This is a genomic window from Streptomyces sp. TBY4 (genome assembly GCF_024213195.1).
Taxonomy (GTDB): Bacteria; Actinomycetota; Actinomycetes; order Streptomycetales; family Streptomycetaceae; genus Streptomyces.
On sequence record NZ_JANAVF010000014.1, the window covers coordinates 200,800 to 215,646 of the forward strand.

Annotated in this window: 19 protein-coding genes and 1 tRNA gene; 8 read left to right on the plus strand and 12 right to left on the minus strand. The window is 70.2% G+C overall.

Features of this window, described 5'->3' with window-relative positions; genetic code table 11:
• Window positions 1-23: 23 nt before the first annotated feature.
• Genes trxB through NLX94_RS28900 form a run of 3 tightly spaced genes read right to left on the minus strand, consistent with a single transcriptional unit; the run spans window position 24 to window position 1,670 of the window.
• Window positions 24-1,028: a thioredoxin-disulfide reductase gene (trxB, locus tag NLX94_RS28890; RefSeq protein ID WP_254386030.1), complete on the minus strand. Its 1,005-nt coding sequence runs from the start codon at window positions 1,026-1,028 to the stop codon at window positions 24-26.
• Window positions 1,029-1,035: 7 nt separating this feature from the next.
• On the minus strand, window positions 1,036-1,467 hold the full coding sequence (locus tag NLX94_RS28895; protein WP_254386031.1) for an arsenate reductase ArsC: 432 nt from the start codon (window positions 1,465-1,467) through the stop codon (window positions 1,036-1,038).
• 56 nt (window positions 1,468-1,523) lie between these two features.
• A complete protein-coding gene (locus tag NLX94_RS28900; RefSeq protein ID WP_254386032.1) occupies window positions 1,524-1,670 on the minus strand; it encodes a hypothetical protein in 147 nt (48 codons plus the stop codon).
• A 76-nt stretch (window positions 1,671-1,746) separates the two neighbouring features.
• Here NLX94_RS28900 and NLX94_RS28905 point away from each other — a divergent pair, with 76 nt between their 5' ends.
• The 3 genes from NLX94_RS28905 to NLX94_RS28915 are packed head-to-tail and all read left to right on the plus strand — an operon-like array spanning window position 1,747 to window position 3,952.
• The gene (locus NLX94_RS28905) at window positions 1,747-2,061 is read left to right on the plus strand and encodes a helix-turn-helix transcriptional regulator (RefSeq protein ID WP_254386033.1); all 315 of its coding nucleotides are present in this window, start codon (window positions 1,747-1,749) and stop codon (window positions 2,059-2,061) included.
• A 38-nt stretch (window positions 2,062-2,099) separates the two neighbouring features.
• The gene (locus tag NLX94_RS28910) at window positions 2,100-2,894 is read left to right on the plus strand and encodes an aquaporin (protein WP_254386034.1); all 795 of its coding nucleotides are present in this window, start codon (window positions 2,100-2,102) and stop codon (window positions 2,892-2,894) included.
• A complete protein-coding gene (locus NLX94_RS28915; RefSeq protein WP_254386035.1) occupies window positions 2,891-3,952 on the plus strand; it encodes an ArsO family NAD(P)H-dependent flavin-containing monooxygenase in 1,062 nt (353 codons plus the stop codon). The genes NLX94_RS28910 and NLX94_RS28915 overlap by 4 nt, the downstream gene beginning before the upstream one ends.
• Here NLX94_RS28915 and NLX94_RS28920 read toward each other — a convergent pair whose 3' ends face one another.
• From NLX94_RS28920 to NLX94_RS28955, 8 genes are all read right to left on the minus strand, one after another.
• A complete protein-coding gene (locus tag NLX94_RS28920; RefSeq protein ID WP_254386036.1) occupies window positions 3,953-4,111 on the minus strand; it encodes a hypothetical protein in 159 nt (52 codons plus the stop codon).
• A 60-nt stretch (window positions 4,112-4,171) separates the two neighbouring features.
• The gene (locus NLX94_RS28925; protein WP_254386037.1) at window positions 4,172-5,062 is read right to left on the minus strand and encodes a permease; all 891 of its coding nucleotides are present in this window, start codon (window positions 5,060-5,062) and stop codon (window positions 4,172-4,174) included.
• Between the two features lie 132 nt (window positions 5,063-5,194).
• Window positions 5,195-5,551 carry a helix-turn-helix transcriptional regulator gene (locus NLX94_RS28930; RefSeq protein ID WP_254386038.1) on the minus strand — a complete coding sequence of 119 codons (357 nt, stop codon included), beginning with the start codon at window positions 5,549-5,551 and terminating at the stop codon, window positions 5,195-5,197.
• 111 nt (window positions 5,552-5,662) lie between these two features.
• Entirely contained in the window at window positions 5,663-5,863 is a 201-nt protein-coding gene (locus tag NLX94_RS28935) for a DUF2180 family protein (RefSeq protein ID WP_254386039.1), read from the minus strand.
• Complete coding sequence (gene arsB / locus NLX94_RS28940; protein WP_302170577.1) at window positions 5,863-6,984, minus strand: ACR3 family arsenite efflux transporter; 1,122 nt, start codon at window positions 6,982-6,984, stop codon at window positions 5,863-5,865. The genes NLX94_RS28935 and arsB overlap by 1 nt, the downstream gene beginning before the upstream one ends.
• Window positions 6,985-7,308: 324 nt before the next feature.
• Entirely contained in the window at window positions 7,309-7,782 is a 474-nt protein-coding gene (locus tag NLX94_RS28945) for a GNAT family N-acetyltransferase (protein WP_254386040.1), read from the minus strand.
• A gap of 11 nt (window positions 7,783-7,793) precedes the next feature.
• Window positions 7,794-8,117 carry a helix-turn-helix transcriptional regulator gene (locus tag NLX94_RS28950; RefSeq protein ID WP_254386041.1) on the minus strand — a complete coding sequence of 108 codons (324 nt, stop codon included), beginning with the start codon at window positions 8,115-8,117 and terminating at the stop codon, window positions 7,794-7,796.
• Between the two features lie 78 nt (window positions 8,118-8,195).
• Window positions 8,196-8,555, minus strand: coding sequence for a helix-turn-helix transcriptional regulator (locus NLX94_RS28955; RefSeq protein WP_254386042.1), 360 nt, complete (start codon window positions 8,553-8,555; stop codon window positions 8,196-8,198).
• A 115-nt stretch (window positions 8,556-8,670) separates the two neighbouring features.
• Between NLX94_RS28955 and NLX94_RS28960 the strand changes: the two genes are divergently transcribed.
• The 3 genes from NLX94_RS28960 (at window position 8,671) to NLX94_RS28970 (ending at window position 11,456) form a co-directional block, all read left to right on the plus strand.
• A complete protein-coding gene (locus NLX94_RS28960) occupies window positions 8,671-10,026 on the plus strand; it encodes an NAD(P)-binding domain-containing protein (protein WP_254386043.1) in 1,356 nt (451 codons plus the stop codon).
• The gene (locus NLX94_RS28965; protein ID WP_302170610.1) at window positions 10,023-11,261 is read left to right on the plus strand and encodes an MFS transporter; all 1,239 of its coding nucleotides are present in this window, start codon (window positions 10,023-10,025) and stop codon (window positions 11,259-11,261) included. The genes NLX94_RS28960 and NLX94_RS28965 overlap by 4 nt, the downstream gene beginning before the upstream one ends.
• A 122-nt stretch (window positions 11,262-11,383) precedes the next feature.
• A tRNA-Arg gene (locus NLX94_RS28970) sits at window positions 11,384-11,456 on the plus strand.
• Window positions 11,457-11,560: 104 nt separating this feature from the next.
• Here NLX94_RS28970 and NLX94_RS39460 read toward each other — a convergent pair.
• Entirely contained in the window at window positions 11,561-13,213 is a 1,653-nt protein-coding gene (locus tag NLX94_RS39460) for a tyrosine-type recombinase/integrase (RefSeq protein WP_254386045.1), read from the minus strand.
• A 181-nt stretch (window positions 13,214-13,394) separates the two neighbouring features.
• On the opposite strand from NLX94_RS39460, the gene NLX94_RS28980 reads away from it, so the two are divergent.
• The gene (locus tag NLX94_RS28980) at window positions 13,395-13,589 is read left to right on the plus strand and encodes a helix-turn-helix domain-containing protein (protein WP_254386046.1); all 195 of its coding nucleotides are present in this window, start codon (window positions 13,395-13,397) and stop codon (window positions 13,587-13,589) included.
• A gap of 306 nt (window positions 13,590-13,895) precedes the next feature.
• Window positions 13,896-14,837, plus strand: a complete 942-nt coding sequence (locus NLX94_RS28985) for a recombinase family protein (protein WP_254386047.1) — start codon at window positions 13,896-13,898, stop codon at window positions 14,835-14,837.
• Window positions 14,838-14,847: the final 10 nt, after the last annotated feature.

Sequence of the window (14,847 nt, forward strand, 5' to 3'; positions counted from 1 at the left end):
GGCCACGCCGTCGCCCCGCCCCGTTACGCGACCGGCACGAGGGCTTCCACCCGTACGTCGGCCAGCGCGGCCAGGTACCGCTCCGCGTCCAAGGCCGCCGAGCAGCCGGAGCCCGCCGCGGTGATGGCCTGGCGGTATATGTGGTCCACCACGTCGCCCGCGCCGAAAACGCCCGGGATGTTCGTACGGGTCGTGGGGGCCTGGGTCTTGAGGTAGCCCTCGGCGTCCAATTCGAGCTGGTCGGCGAAGAGTTCCGTACGGGGGTCGTGGCCGATGGCGACGAACAGGCCCGTCACGTCCAGGTCGCGCGTCTTGCCGGTGAGGACGTCGCGCAGGACGAGGCCGGAGAGCATCCCGCCGGTCTCCTTGATCTCGGCGACCTCGCTGTCGAAGGCGAAGGAGATCTTGTCGTCGGCGAACGCCCGGTCCTGCATGGCCTTGGAGGCGCGCAGGGTGGAGCGGCGGTGGACGATGGTGACCGAGCGGGCGAAGCGGGTGAGGAAGGTGGCTTCTTCCATGGCGGTGTCACCGCCACCGACCACGACGATGTCGCGGTCGCGGAAGAAGAAGCCGTCGCAGGTGGCGCACCAGGAGACCCCGCGGCCGGAGAGCGCGTCCTCGTTCGGGAGGCCGAGCTTGCGGTAGCCGGAGCCGGTCGCGATGATCACGGCCTTCGCGCGGTGGACGGTCCCCTCGGAGTCCGTCAGCAGCTTGATCTCACCGGTCAGGTCGACGGAGACGATGTCGTCGTCGATCATCTCGGCACCGAACTTCTCCGCCTGCGCCCGCATGTTGTCCATGAGGTCGGGGCCGTCGATGCCGCTGGGGAAGCCGGGGAAGTTCTCGACCTCGGTGGTCGTGGTCAGCGAGCCGCCGACGAATATGGAGCTGCCGAACAGCAGGGGCTTCAGCTGTGCGCGGGCCGTGTACAGGGCCGCGGTGTAACCGGCCGGGCCGGAGCCGATGATGATGACCTCGCGCACCTCGTCGGTGGCGGCGTCAGCGGCGGCGTCGGTGTTCGTCGTCATGATGCGGTCAGTTCTCCTGCTTCTTCGCGGCCTTGGCGTCGATCTCGGCGATCAGGCCTTCGATGAGGCCCTTGATCTCGTCACGGATGGGGCGGACGGCCTCCACGCCCTGGCCGGCCGGGTCTTCCAGCGCCCAGTCGAGGTAGGTCTTGCCGGGGAAGTACGGGCAGGCGTCGCCGCAGCCCATGGTGATGATGTAGTCGGACGCCTGCGCGGCCTCGGGGGTGAGGACCTTCGGCTTCTGGTCGGAGATGTCGATGCCCAGCTCCGCCATGGCGGCGACGGCCGAGGGGTTGATCCGGTCTCCGGGAACGGATCCCGCGGAGCGGACCTCGACGCGGTCGCCCGCGAGGTGGCGGAGGAACCCGGCCGCCATCTGGGAGCGGCCCGCGTTGTGGATGCAGACGAACAGGACAGAGGCGGCAGGAGCGGAGGACATCTGTTCTTCCTTGGGGTGGGATCTGCTGCGGTGGAGAGGGACGGGGCCGGGGACGCTCAGGGGGCGCAGCCCATCGTGATCACGATGTCGGCGGCCTCGACGAGCCCCTCCGTCAGCCCCTGGGTGTGGGCGAGGGCTTCCAGCCGCTCGGCCCCCGCGGCCAGGCGTTCGTCCGGCAGGAGGGGCGAGGAAGGCGTGGGCATGGCGATCCTGTTCCGAGGAGCCAGTAAGGTCAGCTCGGGCTGGTGTCAGCCCCTACTGATGTGACAGTATCAGCACATGATGACGTCAGTCGACACTGAACTGATCCGAGTCCTGGCAGACCCCCTCAGGCTTCAGATCGTGACCCTGCTCTCCCGCGAGACGCTGTGCACCACGCACCTCGTGGAAGAGACCGGTGCCAAGCAGACCAACCTCTCCAACCACCTGAAGGTGCTCAGAGAGGCCGGGGTCGTGGAGACCGAACCGTGCGGCCGCTTCATCTACTACAAGCTCCGCCCGGAAGTCATCGAGGCCATCGCCGGTCAGTTCGCCGACCTCGCTCGGACCGCGCGCGCCACTTCCGAAGCGAACATCAAGCGGTCCTGCCCATAGCCCGCTTGGTTTCCCCCTCACCTGCCCGAGGAGAACCGTTGTCCGTCACCGAGCCCGTCGGCACCGCCCCCGCAGCGGTCACCGCGATACCCGCCGACGCGCCCCGGCCCGCACCCGGCGCGACCCCGCCCGCCACTCCGCTGGTGGCCCGCGCCGCAGCCGAGCTGGTGGGCTCCGCCGCCCTGGTCGCGATCGTCGTCGGGTCCGGAATCCAGGCGACGCAGCTGACCCAGGACGTGGCGCTCCAGCTCCTGGCCAACTCCACCGCCACGGTCTTCGGCCTCGGCGTCCTGATCGCCCTCCTCGGCCCGGTCTCCGGGGCCCACTTCAACCCGGTGGTCAGCCTCGCCGAGTGGTGGAGCACCCGCCGCACCGGCGGCGGCGTCACCGCCCGCGAGCTGGCCGTCTACGTCCCCTCGCAGATCGCCGGCGCCATCGCGGGGGCGATCCTCGCGGATGCGATGTTCGGCGAGCCGCTGGTGAAGTGGTCCACCCACGACCGCTCCCACGGGAACCTCCTCCTCGGCGAGGTCGTCGCCACCGCCGGCCTGATCCTGCTGATCTTCGGCCTGGCGCGGACGGACCGCCTGCGGTTCGCGCCCGTCGCCGTGGCCTCGTACATCGGCGCCGCGTACTGGTTCACCTCCTCCACCTCCTTCGCCAACCCGGCCGTCACCATCGGCCGCGCCTTCACCGACACCTTCGCGGGCATCGCCCCCGCCTCCGTCCCGGCTTTCGTCGGCGTTCAGTTGGTCGGTGCGGTGGTGGGCCTGGCCCTGGTCGCGGTCATCTTCATGCGCGGCAGGACGGACAGCGGGACGCCCGCCGCATGACGCAGCGCACGGATGTGCTGGTGATCGGCGGCGGCCAGTCCGGGCTCGCCGCCGGCTACCACCTGCGCCGCCTGGGCATCGAGCACGTCATCCTCGACGCCCAGGCGGGCGCGGGCGGAGCCTGGCAGCACACGTGGGATTCGCTGCGGCTCTTCTCGCCCGCCGCGTACTCCTCGCTGCCGGGCCGCTTCATGCCCGCCCAGGAGGGCGAGGTGTACCCCGATGCCGCGCACGTGGTCGCGTACCTCGCCGACTACGAGAAGCGCTACGCGCTTCCCGTCCAGCGGGGCGTACGGGTCTCGGCCGTCCACCGCGACGGCGACCACCTGCGCGTGGAGACCGACTCCGGCGACTGGCGGGCCCGCGCGGTCGTCAGCGCGACCGGGACCTGGACCCGCCCGTTCCTGCCCGCAGCCCCCGGGCGGCGCGAGTTCCAGGGCCGCCGGCTCCACACCGTGCAGTACGGCAGCCCGGCCGAGTTCGCCGGACAGCGGGTCATCGTGGTGGGCGGCGGCAACTCCGGAGCCCAGATCGCCGCCGACCTCGCCCACGCCGGCACCGACCTGACCTGGGTCACCCAGCGCCCGCCCCGCTACCTGCCCGACGACATCGACGGCCGGGCCCTCTTCGACGCCGCCACCGCCCGCCGCAAGGCGCTCGACGCGGGCAGCACCGACACCGGCGGGGTCGCCTCCCTCGGCGACATCGTCGCCGTGCCGCCCGTACGCGCGGCCCGCGACGCCGGGCTGCTCCCGGCGAAGCCGATGTTCACCCGACTCACTCCCAGCGGCGCCGAGTGGGCCGACGGAACCTTCACCGAAGCGGACGCGGTCATCTGGTGCACCGGCTTCCGCCCCGCACTCGCCCACTTCGCGTCGATGCGCCTGCGGGGCACCGACGGCCACATCGCCACCGTCGGTACGCGCGCCGCAGACGAGCCGCGGCTGCACCTGCTCGGCTACGGCGACTGGACGGGCCCGGCCTCCGCCACCCTCATCGGCGTCGGGCGCCCGGCCCGCGACGCGGCCCGCGAGATCGCCGACCTGCTGGGCCGCTGATCAGCTGGCGGAGCCGCAGCGCGGTGCGGTGGACTGCGGCTGGGGGTTGACCACGTCCTCCTCCGCCTCCTCGACGATCTGGACGTCGCAGCAGTCGGAGGCGGGCGCGGTGTCGGACGTGCCGAAGAGCCTGGCGAAGAGGCTGGCCTTGGTGCTCATGGGTGTGTCTCCTTGACGAGTTGAAATGCGGGGCGGGGGCTGTGGGCTCGGCCGGGCCGGTCAGGCGACCAGCGGGACGAGGAATCCGCCGGCCATGGCCAGGCCGAAGATCGAGAGCACGAAGGTGCTGAGGAGCTTGGGCTTGAACAGCTTGGTCAGCAGGGTGATCTCGGGCGGGCTGATGGCTGCCGCCGCGATGACGAAGGCGAAGACGGCGCCGAGGTTCATGCCGCGTTCCATCAGGGCGAAGCCGATGGGCAGGGCGGTCTCGGCCCGCATGTAGAGGGGGATGGCGATCAGCGCGGCGATCGGGATGGCGTACCACTTGCCGTCGCCGGCGACGGCGGCCATCAGGTCGGTGGGGACGGCCCCGTAGATCAGGGCGCCGACCGTGACGCCGATCAGCATCGGCTTGACCATGGGCTTGAGCTCGTCGATGGCGGCCCGCCACGCACCGGGAAGCTCGGCGCGCAGGCCGCGCCAGGGCACGTACTCCTCCTCCTTGCCGCCTTGTACGCGGACGCGCTTGACCTGGTTGGCGAAGCCGGCGCGGTGCATGCCGTGGGCGATGAGGAAGGTACCGACGGCGGCGACCGCGGTGAAGCTGGTTGCCATGCCCCAGCCGAAGAGGGCGCCGACGGCCACGAACACGAACGGATCCATGATCGGAGAGGCGATCAGGAACGCCACGGCGGTGGAGAACGGCACACCGGCGCGGAGGATCCCGGCCAGCACGGGGATGGTCGAACAGGAACAGAAGGGGGTCAGCGCGCCGAATGCGGCGCCCTTCGTCATCCCCTTGAAGTGGCTGCCTCCGAGCCACTGCGCGAGCTTGTCCGGGCCGATCCTGCGCATCAGCAGGGTGACGAGGAACGTGACCGCGATGAAGAGCACGGTGAGCTCTCCGGCGATCATCGCGAAGGTCTTGACGACCTCGGGGACCTGGTTCATTTGGGTGTACCTCAGAGCTTGCGGCAGCACTGTGCCGACCCACCGGCTCGCAGACACAGCCGTAGGTGAGGGGGCGGGCTCAGTTATGTGTGGGGGTGTTGGGAGTACGGGTCGATGCGGGCCCTGCTCAGATCACTGACAGGACGCGGCGCCCTCGGGCGCCTGCGCGGCGAGGCTGGCGAGCAGCTGGACCGGGCCGCCGAGCTCGGCGCAGCACAGGGAGTAGACGTTGCTGCGACCGCGCGGCTCGGAGCTGATCAGCTCCTGCTCGCGCAGGGGGGCCAGGTGGTGGCTGACCAGGGTCTGGCTCAGCCCGGTGGCTTCCTGGAGCTCCTTGACGGTGCGGGGGCGCTCGGCGATCAGAAGCATCAGCGTCAGGCGCGTCTCGTCTCCCAGGGCGCGGAGCTTGGGGGCCAGGAGCCGGGCCCGGTTGCCTTCGGAGAGCAGGGCCGCCGGGGTGGTCACCGCGACCGGAAGAGTCGTCGTCATGCTTCGACGCTAACACCACCACCCACCCCTATCAACAACAAACGCTGTTGATAGGGGTGGGTGGTGACAACTGGGGACGTTCGACCCGGTGCGCCCGTGCCCTACGGCCCGTCAGCGGCTGCCGGCTCCCGCGCACGGGAAGCAGCGCACGCTCCGGGCCGGCGTCTCGACGGGCGGTGCGAGGAAGGGGCGCCTGTGGACCTCGTGCGTGACGACGCGCGCGTGGTCGGCGCAGACGGCGGCGCCGCAGGCGCGGCAGATGCCGACGGCCGGAGTCGCGGCCCCTCGGGCGTGGCAGTCGAGGCAGTGCATCAGCGCGTCTCCCCAGGGGTCGCCACCCGGCCCGCCGCGAACCTCTTGCGCCAGGCGAGGGATACGTAGACCAGGCCGATCAGGACCGGGACCTCGATCAGCGGCCCGACGACACCGGAGAGGGCCTGGCCGCTGGTGACGCCGAAGGTGGCGATGGCGACGGCGATGGCCAGCTCGAAGTTGTTGCCCGCGGCCGTGAAGGCGAGGGTGGCGGTGCGGTCGTAGGCGAGACCCATCGCCTTGCCGAGGGCGAAGGTGCCGAACCACATCACCGCGAAGTAGACGAGGAGCGGGAGCGCGATGCGGGCCACGTCCAGGGGCTGCGAGGTGATGGTCTTCCCTTGCAGGGCGAAGAGGATGACGATCGTGAACAGCAGGCCGTACAGGGCCCAGGGGCCGATCTTCGGCAGGAACTCCGCCTCGTAGGCGGCGCGTCCGAGCCTCTTCTCGCCGATGCGGCGGGTGAGGAAGCCCGCGAGGAGCGGGACGCCCAGGAACACGAGCACGTTGAGCGCGATGTGCCAGACCGGGACGTCCAGGCCCTGGCCGTCGCCGAGCCCGAGCCGGCGGGGCAGCAGGTCGAGGTAGAACCAGCCCAGCGCGCCGAAGGCGATGACCTGGAAGACGGAGTTCAGGGCGACCAGGACGGCGGCGGCCTCGCGGTCGCCACAGGCGAGGTCGTTCCAGATGATGACCATGGCGATGCAGCGGGCCAGGCCGACGATGATCAGGCCGGTGCGGTACTCGGGCAGGTCCGGCAGGAAGATCCAGGCCAGCGCGAACATCAGCGCCGGGCCGACGACCCAGTTGATGACCAGCGAGGAGACCATCAGCTTCCGGTCGCCGGTGACCGCGTCGAGCCTGTCGTAGCGGACCTTGGCCAGCACCGGGTACATCATGACCAGCAGGCCGATCCCGATGGGCAGGGAGATCCCGCCCACCTCCACCTTCGCCAGCACGTCGTTCAGGCCCGGGATCAACCGGCCGAGCCCGAGGCCGACGCCCATGGCCAGCAGGATCCACACGGCCAGGAAGCGGTCCAGGGTGGACAGCTCGGCGGCGAGGGAGGGGCTCGCGGCGCCCGGCGGCCGCGCGGCCGGGCCGGGTTCGGTCGTGGTCATGAGGGGACTCGCTTTCGGGATGGAGAGGCGTCGCGCCCCGCCACGCAATGCGCCGTCGACGCGACCTCAGCTGACGGGGCACCCCCGCAGACGTCCGGGGCGGGCGAGAGCCCGTTGCATCAGCATTCGCTGATGTCAGCCTGCACTGACACTCTCACATCAGTCGCCCCTGATGCCATTCTTGGCTGACATTGGGGCCGAATGGCCCAGTAAGGGGGCACATGGAGCAGAAGGACGTCAGGCCCCACGGCACTCACGAACGTCGATCACCGCCCGGCGCGGCACACCCGCGCCGTCACCACCGGTCGATGCGGCCCGCAGCCCTCAGTCGATCCGCGGGCTGCGGCGCTCCAGCAGGACGACGTCGCGCCACACGCCGTGGTGGCGGCCGATGCGCGCACGGGTGCCGATGACGCGGAAGCCGGCCCGCTGGTGCAGGGCCAGGCTCGCGGTGTTCTCGGGGAAGATCCCCGACTGGATCGTCCAGATGCCCGCCGCCTCGGTCGAGGCAATCAGCGCGTCGAGCAGGGCGCGGGCGACGCCGCGACCCCGGGCGCCGGGGTGGACGTAGACGGAGTGCTCGACCACACCCGCGTACGCGCACCGGTCCGAGACCTTGGACGCGGCCACCCAGCCGAGCACCTTCCCGTCCGGGCCGAGCGCGACGAAGCGGTGTTCGGGCAGTCTCCCCGCGTCGAAAACCTCCCAGGTGGGGGCCTCGGTCTCGAAGGTGGCGTTGCCCTCGTCGATCCCGGCCCGGTAGATCGCCAGGACCCCGTCCGCGTGATCGCGCGTCATGGGGACGATGTTCACGGCCGCCGCCCCAGGATCGCCGACACTGCCGCCGGGAAGCACTCCAGGCACGCGGCGTTGACCTCGTAGCGGACGGAGGTGCCCTGCCGCTCGGGCAGCACGAAGCGCACCTCGGCCAGCACCTTGAGGTGGTGGGACACGGTCGACTGGCCGATGGGCAGCCGCTCGGTGATCTCCCCGACCGCCAAGGGGCGCTGCTCCTCCGCCAGCAGGTTCAGGAGTCGTACGCGCATGGGGTCCGCCAGGGCCCTGAACCACCCGGAGTACGTCTGCGCGTCCTCGGGGCTCAGCCCTTGACCGGGTTCCATTGTCTCGTTCATCGATGATCGACGATAGTCGATGAATGGGACGACCGGAAGGCCCGCCCACAGATGCAGGCGCAGGCGCAGGCGAGCACTTCAGGCGGAGCGGCCCAGCATCTGGCTCATCGCCGCGACGACGGAAGGCTCCACGCGGTAGTAGACCCACGTCCCGCGCCGCTCCGAGGACAGCAGGCCCGCCTCCTTGAGCTTCTTCAGGTGGTGGGACACGGTCGGCTGCGAGACGCCCACGTCGGAGATGTCGCAGACGCACGCCTCACCGCCCTCGTGCGAGGCGATCGCGGAGAAGAGCCGCAGGCGCACCGGGTCACCGAGGGCCTTGAACATCAGCGCGGTCCGCTCGGCCTCTTCGGCCGTCAGCGGGCGCTCGGTCAGCGGCGGGCAGCAGGGTGCCGCGGCTTCGTCTTCGAGCATCGGCAGCAGCTTCGTGGAGGACATGAGGCAATCCTCCCCCCAAATTCGACGGATGTCTATGTTGACGTACGTCGATACACGGTGGGATGCTGATCCCAGAAAGACATCGACGTTCATCGAATCAAACCGGGAGCCTGCCGTGAGCACACCCACCGAAGCCCTGCCCGTCGTCGTCATCGGCGCAGGCCCTGCCGGCCTCGCTGCTGCTTCCCACCTGGTCGAACGCGATATCGAGCCCCTGGTCCTGGAAGCCGGACCCGCCGCCGGCAGCGCGGTCCGCGAGTGGGGCCACGTGCGGCTCTTCTCCACCTGGTCCGAGCTCGTCGACCCGGCCGCGGAGAAGCTCCTCGCCCCCACCGGCTGGACCGCTCCCGACCGTGCGACCTACCCCTCCGGCGCCGACTGGGCCGAGCAGTACCTCCAGCCCCTCGCCGATGCCCTCGGCACCAAGGTCCGCTACGGCGCCCGGGTCACCGGCGTCTCCCGCCTCGGCCGTGACCGCATCGTCGACGCCGACCGCGAGGCCCAGCCCTTCACCATCAGCATCCAGAACGCCGATGGCACCGAGGAGCGTCTCACCGCCCGCGCCGTCATCGACGCCTCCGGTACGTGGTCCACGCCCAGCCCCATCGGCGGCGACGGCCTGCCCGCGCTCGGCGAGAAGGCCGCCGCCGACCGGATCTCGTACCGCGTCCCCGACCTGAAGGACCCGGCCGTCCGCGCCCGGTACGCGGGCAAGCGCACCGCCGTCATCGGCTCCGGAGCCTCCGCCTTCACCGCCCTCGCCTACCTTGCCGAGCTCTCCGAGGAGGAGTCCGGCACCCACTCCGTGTGGATCCTGCGGCGCGGCATCAGCGGCTCCACCTTCGGCGGCGGCAGCGCCGACCAGCTCCCCGCGCGCGGCGCCCTCGGCCTCGCCGCCAAGGCCGCCGTCGACAACGGCCACGCCGACGCGGTCACGGGCTTCCGTACCGACGCCGTCGAGCGCCACGGCGATCAGCTGGTCCTGGTGGCCGAGGACGGCCGCCGCCTCGACCCTGTCGACGAGCTCATCGTCCTCACCGGCCTGCGCCCCGACCTCACGTTCGTGAACGAGCTGCGTCTCGCCCTCGACGAGCGCCTCCAGGCCCCCGTCGACCTCGCTCCGCTGATCGACCCGAACCAGCACTCCTGCGGCACGGTCTACCCCCACGGCGTCAAGGAGCTCTCCCACCCGGAGAAGGACGTCTACCTCGTCGGCATGAAGTCCTACGGCCGCGCCCCGACCTTCCTGGCCATGACCGGCTACGAGCAGGTCCGCTCCATCGCCGCCCACCTCGCGGGCGACCACGAGGCCGCCGAACGCGTCGAACTCACCCTCCCCGAAACGGGAGTCTGCGGCGGAGCCGGCCTCTTCGACCAGCCCCAGGCGGCCGAGGAGACCAGCGGCGGAGGCTGCTGCGCAGCCCCGGCCACCCTCACCATCGGTGCCCCCGTCTCCTCCGGCGGCTGCTGACCACGGTGCAACCCACCCAGGCCGACGCGGCCGCGACCGGGACGGGGGTCCGGTCGCGGCCGCGCGCCGCCCTGCCCGCCCTGTGCGCCACACAGATCACCAGCTGGGGCATCGTCTACTACGCCTTCCCCGTCCTGCTCCCGCGCCTGACGGCAGACACCGGCTGGTCCACCCACGCCGCCACGGCCGCCTTCTCCCTGGCGCTCCTCGTCTCGGCGATCGCCGGCATCCCCATCGGCCGCATCCTCGACCGCCGGGGACCGCGCGCGGTCATGACCGCGGGCTCCGCCCTCGGCACCCTCGCGCTCCTCGTGATCGCGGCAGCCCCCAACCTGACCGTCTTCACCCTGGGATGGGTCCTGGCAGGCCTGACCATGGCTGCCACCTTCTACCCGCCCGCCTTCGCCGCCCTCACCCGCTGGTGGGGCCCGGACCGCATCCGCGCCCTGACCATCGTCACGCTCGCCGGTGGCCTCGCCTCCACCGTCTTCGCACCGCTCACCGCGGTCCTCGCGGAGCACCTGAGCTGGCGTGCCACGTACGCCGTCCTCGCGCTGGCCCTCGCCGCCATCACGATTCCGGCTCACGCCCTGGCCCTGCGCGCCCCCTGGCCGGCCGCCCCACCGCAGCCGGCCACCACGGACGGCGCCACGCCCATCCCGCGCAGCCGCCCGTTCATCCTGCTGGCCGTGGCCTTCACCCTCTCGGGCTTCGCGATGTACGCCGTCGTCATGGGTCTGATCCCCCTCCTCACCGAACGCGGCGCCACCCCAACCCAAGCCGCCTGGGCACTCGGACTCGGCGGAGCGGGCCAGACGCTGGGCCGCACCCTCTACGCATCCCTCGCGGCCCGCACATCCGTCACCACCCGCACCGCCACCCTCATCGCCCTCGGCGCCGCAACGACGGCAGCACTGGCCTTCGCCCCGGGCCCGATACCCCTCCTGACCGCCCTCGCGATCCTCGCCGGAGTCGTCCGCGGCAACCTCACCCTCCTGCAGGCCACCGCAGTCACCGACCGCTGGGGCACCACCCACTACGGCCGCCTCTCGGCCCTCCTCGGCGCCCCGGCCCACATCGCGGGAGCACTGGCGCCGTGGGCCGGCGCCGCCCTCGCGGGCCCACTCGGCGGTTACCCCCACCTCTTCGCGGCCTTGGCCTCACTTGCGGTCGTTGCCGCCTGCCTTGCGGTCGGAGCCTCGGTGGAGGACCGCACCCGATCCCCCGAAAACTGAGCCGCGGAGCCCCGCTCTGATCCGCTACCCTGTCCCTGGGCTGCCCGCGCGGCAGCCCAGGACCTTGCCGAGGCGAGCCGGACTCTCACGCAGAGTATTCAGCCACGCTTCACGCGGGGCCCGCCTTCGTAGCTCAGGGGATAGAGCACCGCTCTCCTAAAGCGGGTGTCGCAGGTTCGAATCCTGCCGAGGGCACAGAGAAACGCCTGGTCACAGGCGCTTGAGTGCCGAGAAGGGCCCTTGGATCTTGAATCCAAGGGCCCTTCGGCCTTCCCGGGGGACAGATGGGGGACAGCGCGCTAGGCGGCGATCTCCTGACCCTCTACGTCCGATGAGTTGCTGATGAGCACCAGGTGGGGCGCCGGGTCGGCGGTCGGCTCTTCCTGGGGTGGGGTCTCGGGCTGGGGCTGTCCCCCGCCGGGGTTCGCCGCAGCTGAGGCCTGGGCACGCGGGACGACGGCCACCGTGGCGTCGGCGTTCGCCTTGTCGAATTGCGGCATGAGCGAGGTGTACGTGTCCGCGGTGAGGCTGAAGCTGGCGTGCCCCAGGAGCAGCTGGATCGCCTTCATACTCAGGCCTGCGATCAGGGAGAGGGACGCGGCGCAGTGCCGAAGGTCGTGCAGTCGGATGGGGGGCAGGTCGTGGCGCTCAAGGAACCGCTCGAAGGTCTGGCTCACGTGCTTGGGGTTCCAGGGCCGGCCATCCTCCATGGTGAAGACCTTCCCTGAGTCGAAGAACGGGCCGTACTTCTGGGGCTTGTCGGGGTTGTCGGCCTTCCACTGCGCGCGCTTGAGCTCCCATCGCTCGCGCTGGCCCTTTTGTACTTCCCGCCAGGCGGCGAGGAGCGTCAGGGTGATGGAGTCGAAGGTGACCGTACGGCGGCTGGCTCGGCTCTTGGGGGTCTCGGCGTAGGTCTCGTACGAGGAACGAACGGCCAGCGTTTCGACCAGGTTGGCGTAGCCCTGGTCGAGGTCCACCTCCGTCCAGGGCAGGCCGGTGGCTTCGCCGCGGCGGGGGCCTCGGAACGTCATCCAGTGCCACATGACGTACATGGAGTGGTCGACGGCCAGGTCGAGGAATTCGCCGGTCAGCTCCGGCGTCCAGACCATGACGGGGCCGGGGACTTCGCCGGTTTCCTTCCAGCGGGCGACGCGCTCGGGTGTCCACACGAGCGGGTCGGGCTTCTCGTACGTGGGGATGATGACCGCGTCACACCAGTTCTCCGTGATCAGCTTCTCGCGGACGGCGGACGCCATCGCACCGGAGAGGCACTGGAGGAACTTCTCCTGCCGACCGGGCCCGGTGTCCTGACGGGGCTTCGCGTACGCCTCCTTGAGGGCGGTACGGGCGGCATCCCACCGCTCACGCAGGTGGGGCGGTCGAGGCTTGGGGGCCTGTTTCCAGGCCTGGTGTGCTTCGTCGACCTCGGCCTTCGCCAGGATGACGGCCACGCGGTTGGCTGCCTTGACCTCGTTGAAGGCCCAGATGTCCTTGAACATCGCCTGGATGTGTTTGGTGCGCAGGTCGCGCATGGGCACGTCACCGAAGGCGGGGATGTAGAGGCGGTGGATGAAGTCGTAGTGGTCGTCCCGGGTGCTCGCCTTGAGGTCGACCCGGGTCTCGTGCCAGCGGAGCAGGAACTGCTGCGCAGTCTCCTTGGATTCGATGTCGATGCCGTCGCTGGCCTCGTCCCACAGCTTCTGGGCGTCCTTCGCGGCGGCCTTGCTGGTGAGGTAGCCGCCCTTGCGCGGTCGGCGGTTACCGGTGCCGGGGAACTCGGAGAGGTTGACGTAGTAGTACCAGGAGCCGTGGTCCTTCTTCTTGAGGTCGGGGCAGTCGGATCCCATCTCGCGTGTGGCGGGTTCGCCGTTCGCCTTGAACATCGGCTCGCCGGCGGCGTCGAGCTTGGGCTCGGTGCACTTGCACCGCTTGTAGGTGCTCCCCTTGAACACGTGTCCCCCTCTGAGCTGGGCTGTCCTTACGTGTCCTGATCTTTCTGTACCGAAGGGGACGCCTCCTTGGGCACCGTATGCTTCCGGTCAGGTGGCGCGGGGAAGAGGGATGTGACCACCTATGTCCTCATCTGCATCTGTCGCGCAGGAGCTTCCGGGGGGCCGGGAGCGGCGCGGGGCGATGACCATGGCGGAGCTGCTGGAGCTGCCGCCGATGGTGAACGTGACCACTGCGGCCCGCGCCCTGTCGATCGGCAAGGACACGGCGTACAAGCTGATCAAGTCCGGGGAGTTCCCTGTTCAGGTCATCGCGCTGGGGTCGACTTCGAAGGTGGCGACCGCCTCGCTGTGGGAGCTGCTTGGCGTTCGCCACTGACCTCTGTGCGTTGACCTATTTCTCTTGAAGCCCGCCCCTCGTGTCGAGGTGGCGGGCTTCGCGGTGTCCGTGCGCTGACCTGCGTGTTCGAATAATTCGCCTGCTGTACGTTCACACTGATGAAACATTGTGAGGTGCGCCACAATGGGGCAACCTTTCGACTCTTCTACCTGTGGCTTTCGTGTACCGCCCATGAACAGGCCCGACAGTGGACTGTTCGAACGTTGAGCAACACGTACATTGGCCTATTAGACAGGTGAGCGGCTACTCATCTGCACGCGATCATCACGCGAGGGATTGAGACATATGGGACGGCTGTCCGGCTACGCCAGCGGCGGGGGGCTCAACTCCGACGAAGCGGCGTACCTGCGGCAGGCGGTCTCCCGGTTCTTCCCGACCGACCCGCAGATGTCGCAGAACTCCATCGCCACCTGGGTCAACGACCAGGGAGGGCGCACCGCCACGGGCGGGCTGTGGCGCGGCGAGACCCTCGTCCGCACGCTGTCCAACCCGAAGATGGCAGGGCTGGACGCGGACGGTAACCCCATCGAAGGCTTCGGGGAAACCGTCCTGGCCCAGGGCGAGTACCACCGCCTCATGGCGCGCTTCAAGGAGCGGCAGGCCCAGCCGGCACCGCGCCGGGACTCCTACGAGTACTTGCTCACCCAGGGGCTCTCGGACTGCGGTGAATGCGGCTACGACATCTCCGGGGCGCGGGTCAGCGCCGACGCAGGACCGGGATACCGCTGCCTGCCCCCCACCGAGACCCGTCACTCATGCGGCAAGGTCCGCATGAACGCGGACCGCCTCGAGCCCGCCGTGGCTGAGCAGGTCTTGGCGGACCTCCTGCGGCCAGGAGTCCACGCGAAGCTGCTGCGCCTCCAGGAAGATGCCCGCGAGGAACTGTCACGCCTCCGCGAGCACATCGACGGAGCCGAGGATCGCTTTGCCGCCCTCAAGTCCATGCGGAAGTCCATGGTCCCCCAGGCGTACAAGGCCGCGGCGCAGGCTACGAAGGACGACCTCAAGGCCTGCCTGGTTCGCGTTCGGTTCCTTGGGCAGCTCACCAAGGTTCCGCTCTCCGACGTGAACGACATCGTGTCCTGGTGGAATTCGGCGCCGCGCGGTTCGCAGCGCGGTCTGGTGATGCTGTCGGTGACGAAGGTCCACGTGCTGGCTTCCGGTGGCGGCCGCAACCACGACCCGCACAGCCGCATCCGGATCGACTGGCGGACGTCCACCAGCTGACTGCGGCCAC

What these genes read in the sequence shown, in the direction of transcription:
- NLX94_RS28935 (WP_254386039.1), bottom strand. Translation starts at nt 5,863, where the DNA reads ATGCACTGCCTCGACTGCCACGCCCGAGGGGCCGCGACTCCGGCCGTC.
- NLX94_RS28900 (WP_254386032.1), bottom strand. Translation starts at nt 1,670, where the DNA reads ATGCCCACGCCTTCCTCGCCCCTCCTGCCGGACGAACGCCTGGCCGCG.
- NLX94_RS28925 (WP_254386037.1), bottom strand. Translation starts at nt 5,062, where the DNA reads ATGAACCAGGTCCCCGAGGTCGTCAAGACCTTCGCGATGATCGCCGGA.
- NLX94_RS28905 (WP_254386033.1), top strand. Translation starts at nt 1,747, where the DNA reads ATGATGACGTCAGTCGACACTGAACTGATCCGAGTCCTGGCAGACCCC.
- trxB (WP_254386030.1), bottom strand. Translation starts at nt 1,028, where the DNA reads ATGACGACGAACACCGACGCCGCCGCTGACGCCGCCACCGACGAGGTG.
- NLX94_RS28950 (WP_254386041.1), bottom strand. Translation starts at nt 8,117, where the DNA reads ATGAACGAGACAATGGAACCCGGTCAAGGGCTGAGCCCCGAGGACGCG.
- NLX94_RS28945 (WP_254386040.1), bottom strand. Translation starts at nt 7,782, where the DNA reads ATGACGCGCGATCACGCGGACGGGGTCCTGGCGATCTACCGGGCCGGG.
- NLX94_RS28930 (WP_254386038.1), bottom strand. Translation starts at nt 5,551, where the DNA reads ATGACGACGACTCTTCCGGTCGCGGTGACCACCCCGGCGGCCCTGCTC.
- NLX94_RS28980 (WP_254386046.1), top strand. Translation starts at nt 13,395, where the DNA reads ATGACCATGGCGGAGCTGCTGGAGCTGCCGCCGATGGTGAACGTGACC.
- NLX94_RS28920 (WP_254386036.1), bottom strand. Translation starts at nt 4,111, where the DNA reads ATGAGCACCAAGGCCAGCCTCTTCGCCAGGCTCTTCGGCACGTCCGAC.
- NLX94_RS28985 (WP_254386047.1), top strand. Translation starts at nt 13,896, where the DNA reads ATGGGACGGCTGTCCGGCTACGCCAGCGGCGGGGGGCTCAACTCCGAC.
- NLX94_RS28895 (WP_254386031.1), bottom strand. Translation starts at nt 1,467, where the DNA reads ATGTCCTCCGCTCCTGCCGCCTCTGTCCTGTTCGTCTGCATCCACAAC.
- NLX94_RS28955 (WP_254386042.1), bottom strand. Translation starts at nt 8,555, where the DNA reads ATGTCCTCCACGAAGCTGCTGCCGATGCTCGAAGACGAAGCCGCGGCA.
- arsB (WP_302170577.1), bottom strand. Translation starts at nt 6,984, where the DNA reads ATGACCACGACCGAACCCGGCCCGGCCGCGCGGCCGCCGGGCGCCGCG.
- NLX94_RS28915 (WP_254386035.1), top strand. Translation starts at nt 2,891, where the DNA reads ATGACGCAGCGCACGGATGTGCTGGTGATCGGCGGCGGCCAGTCCGGG.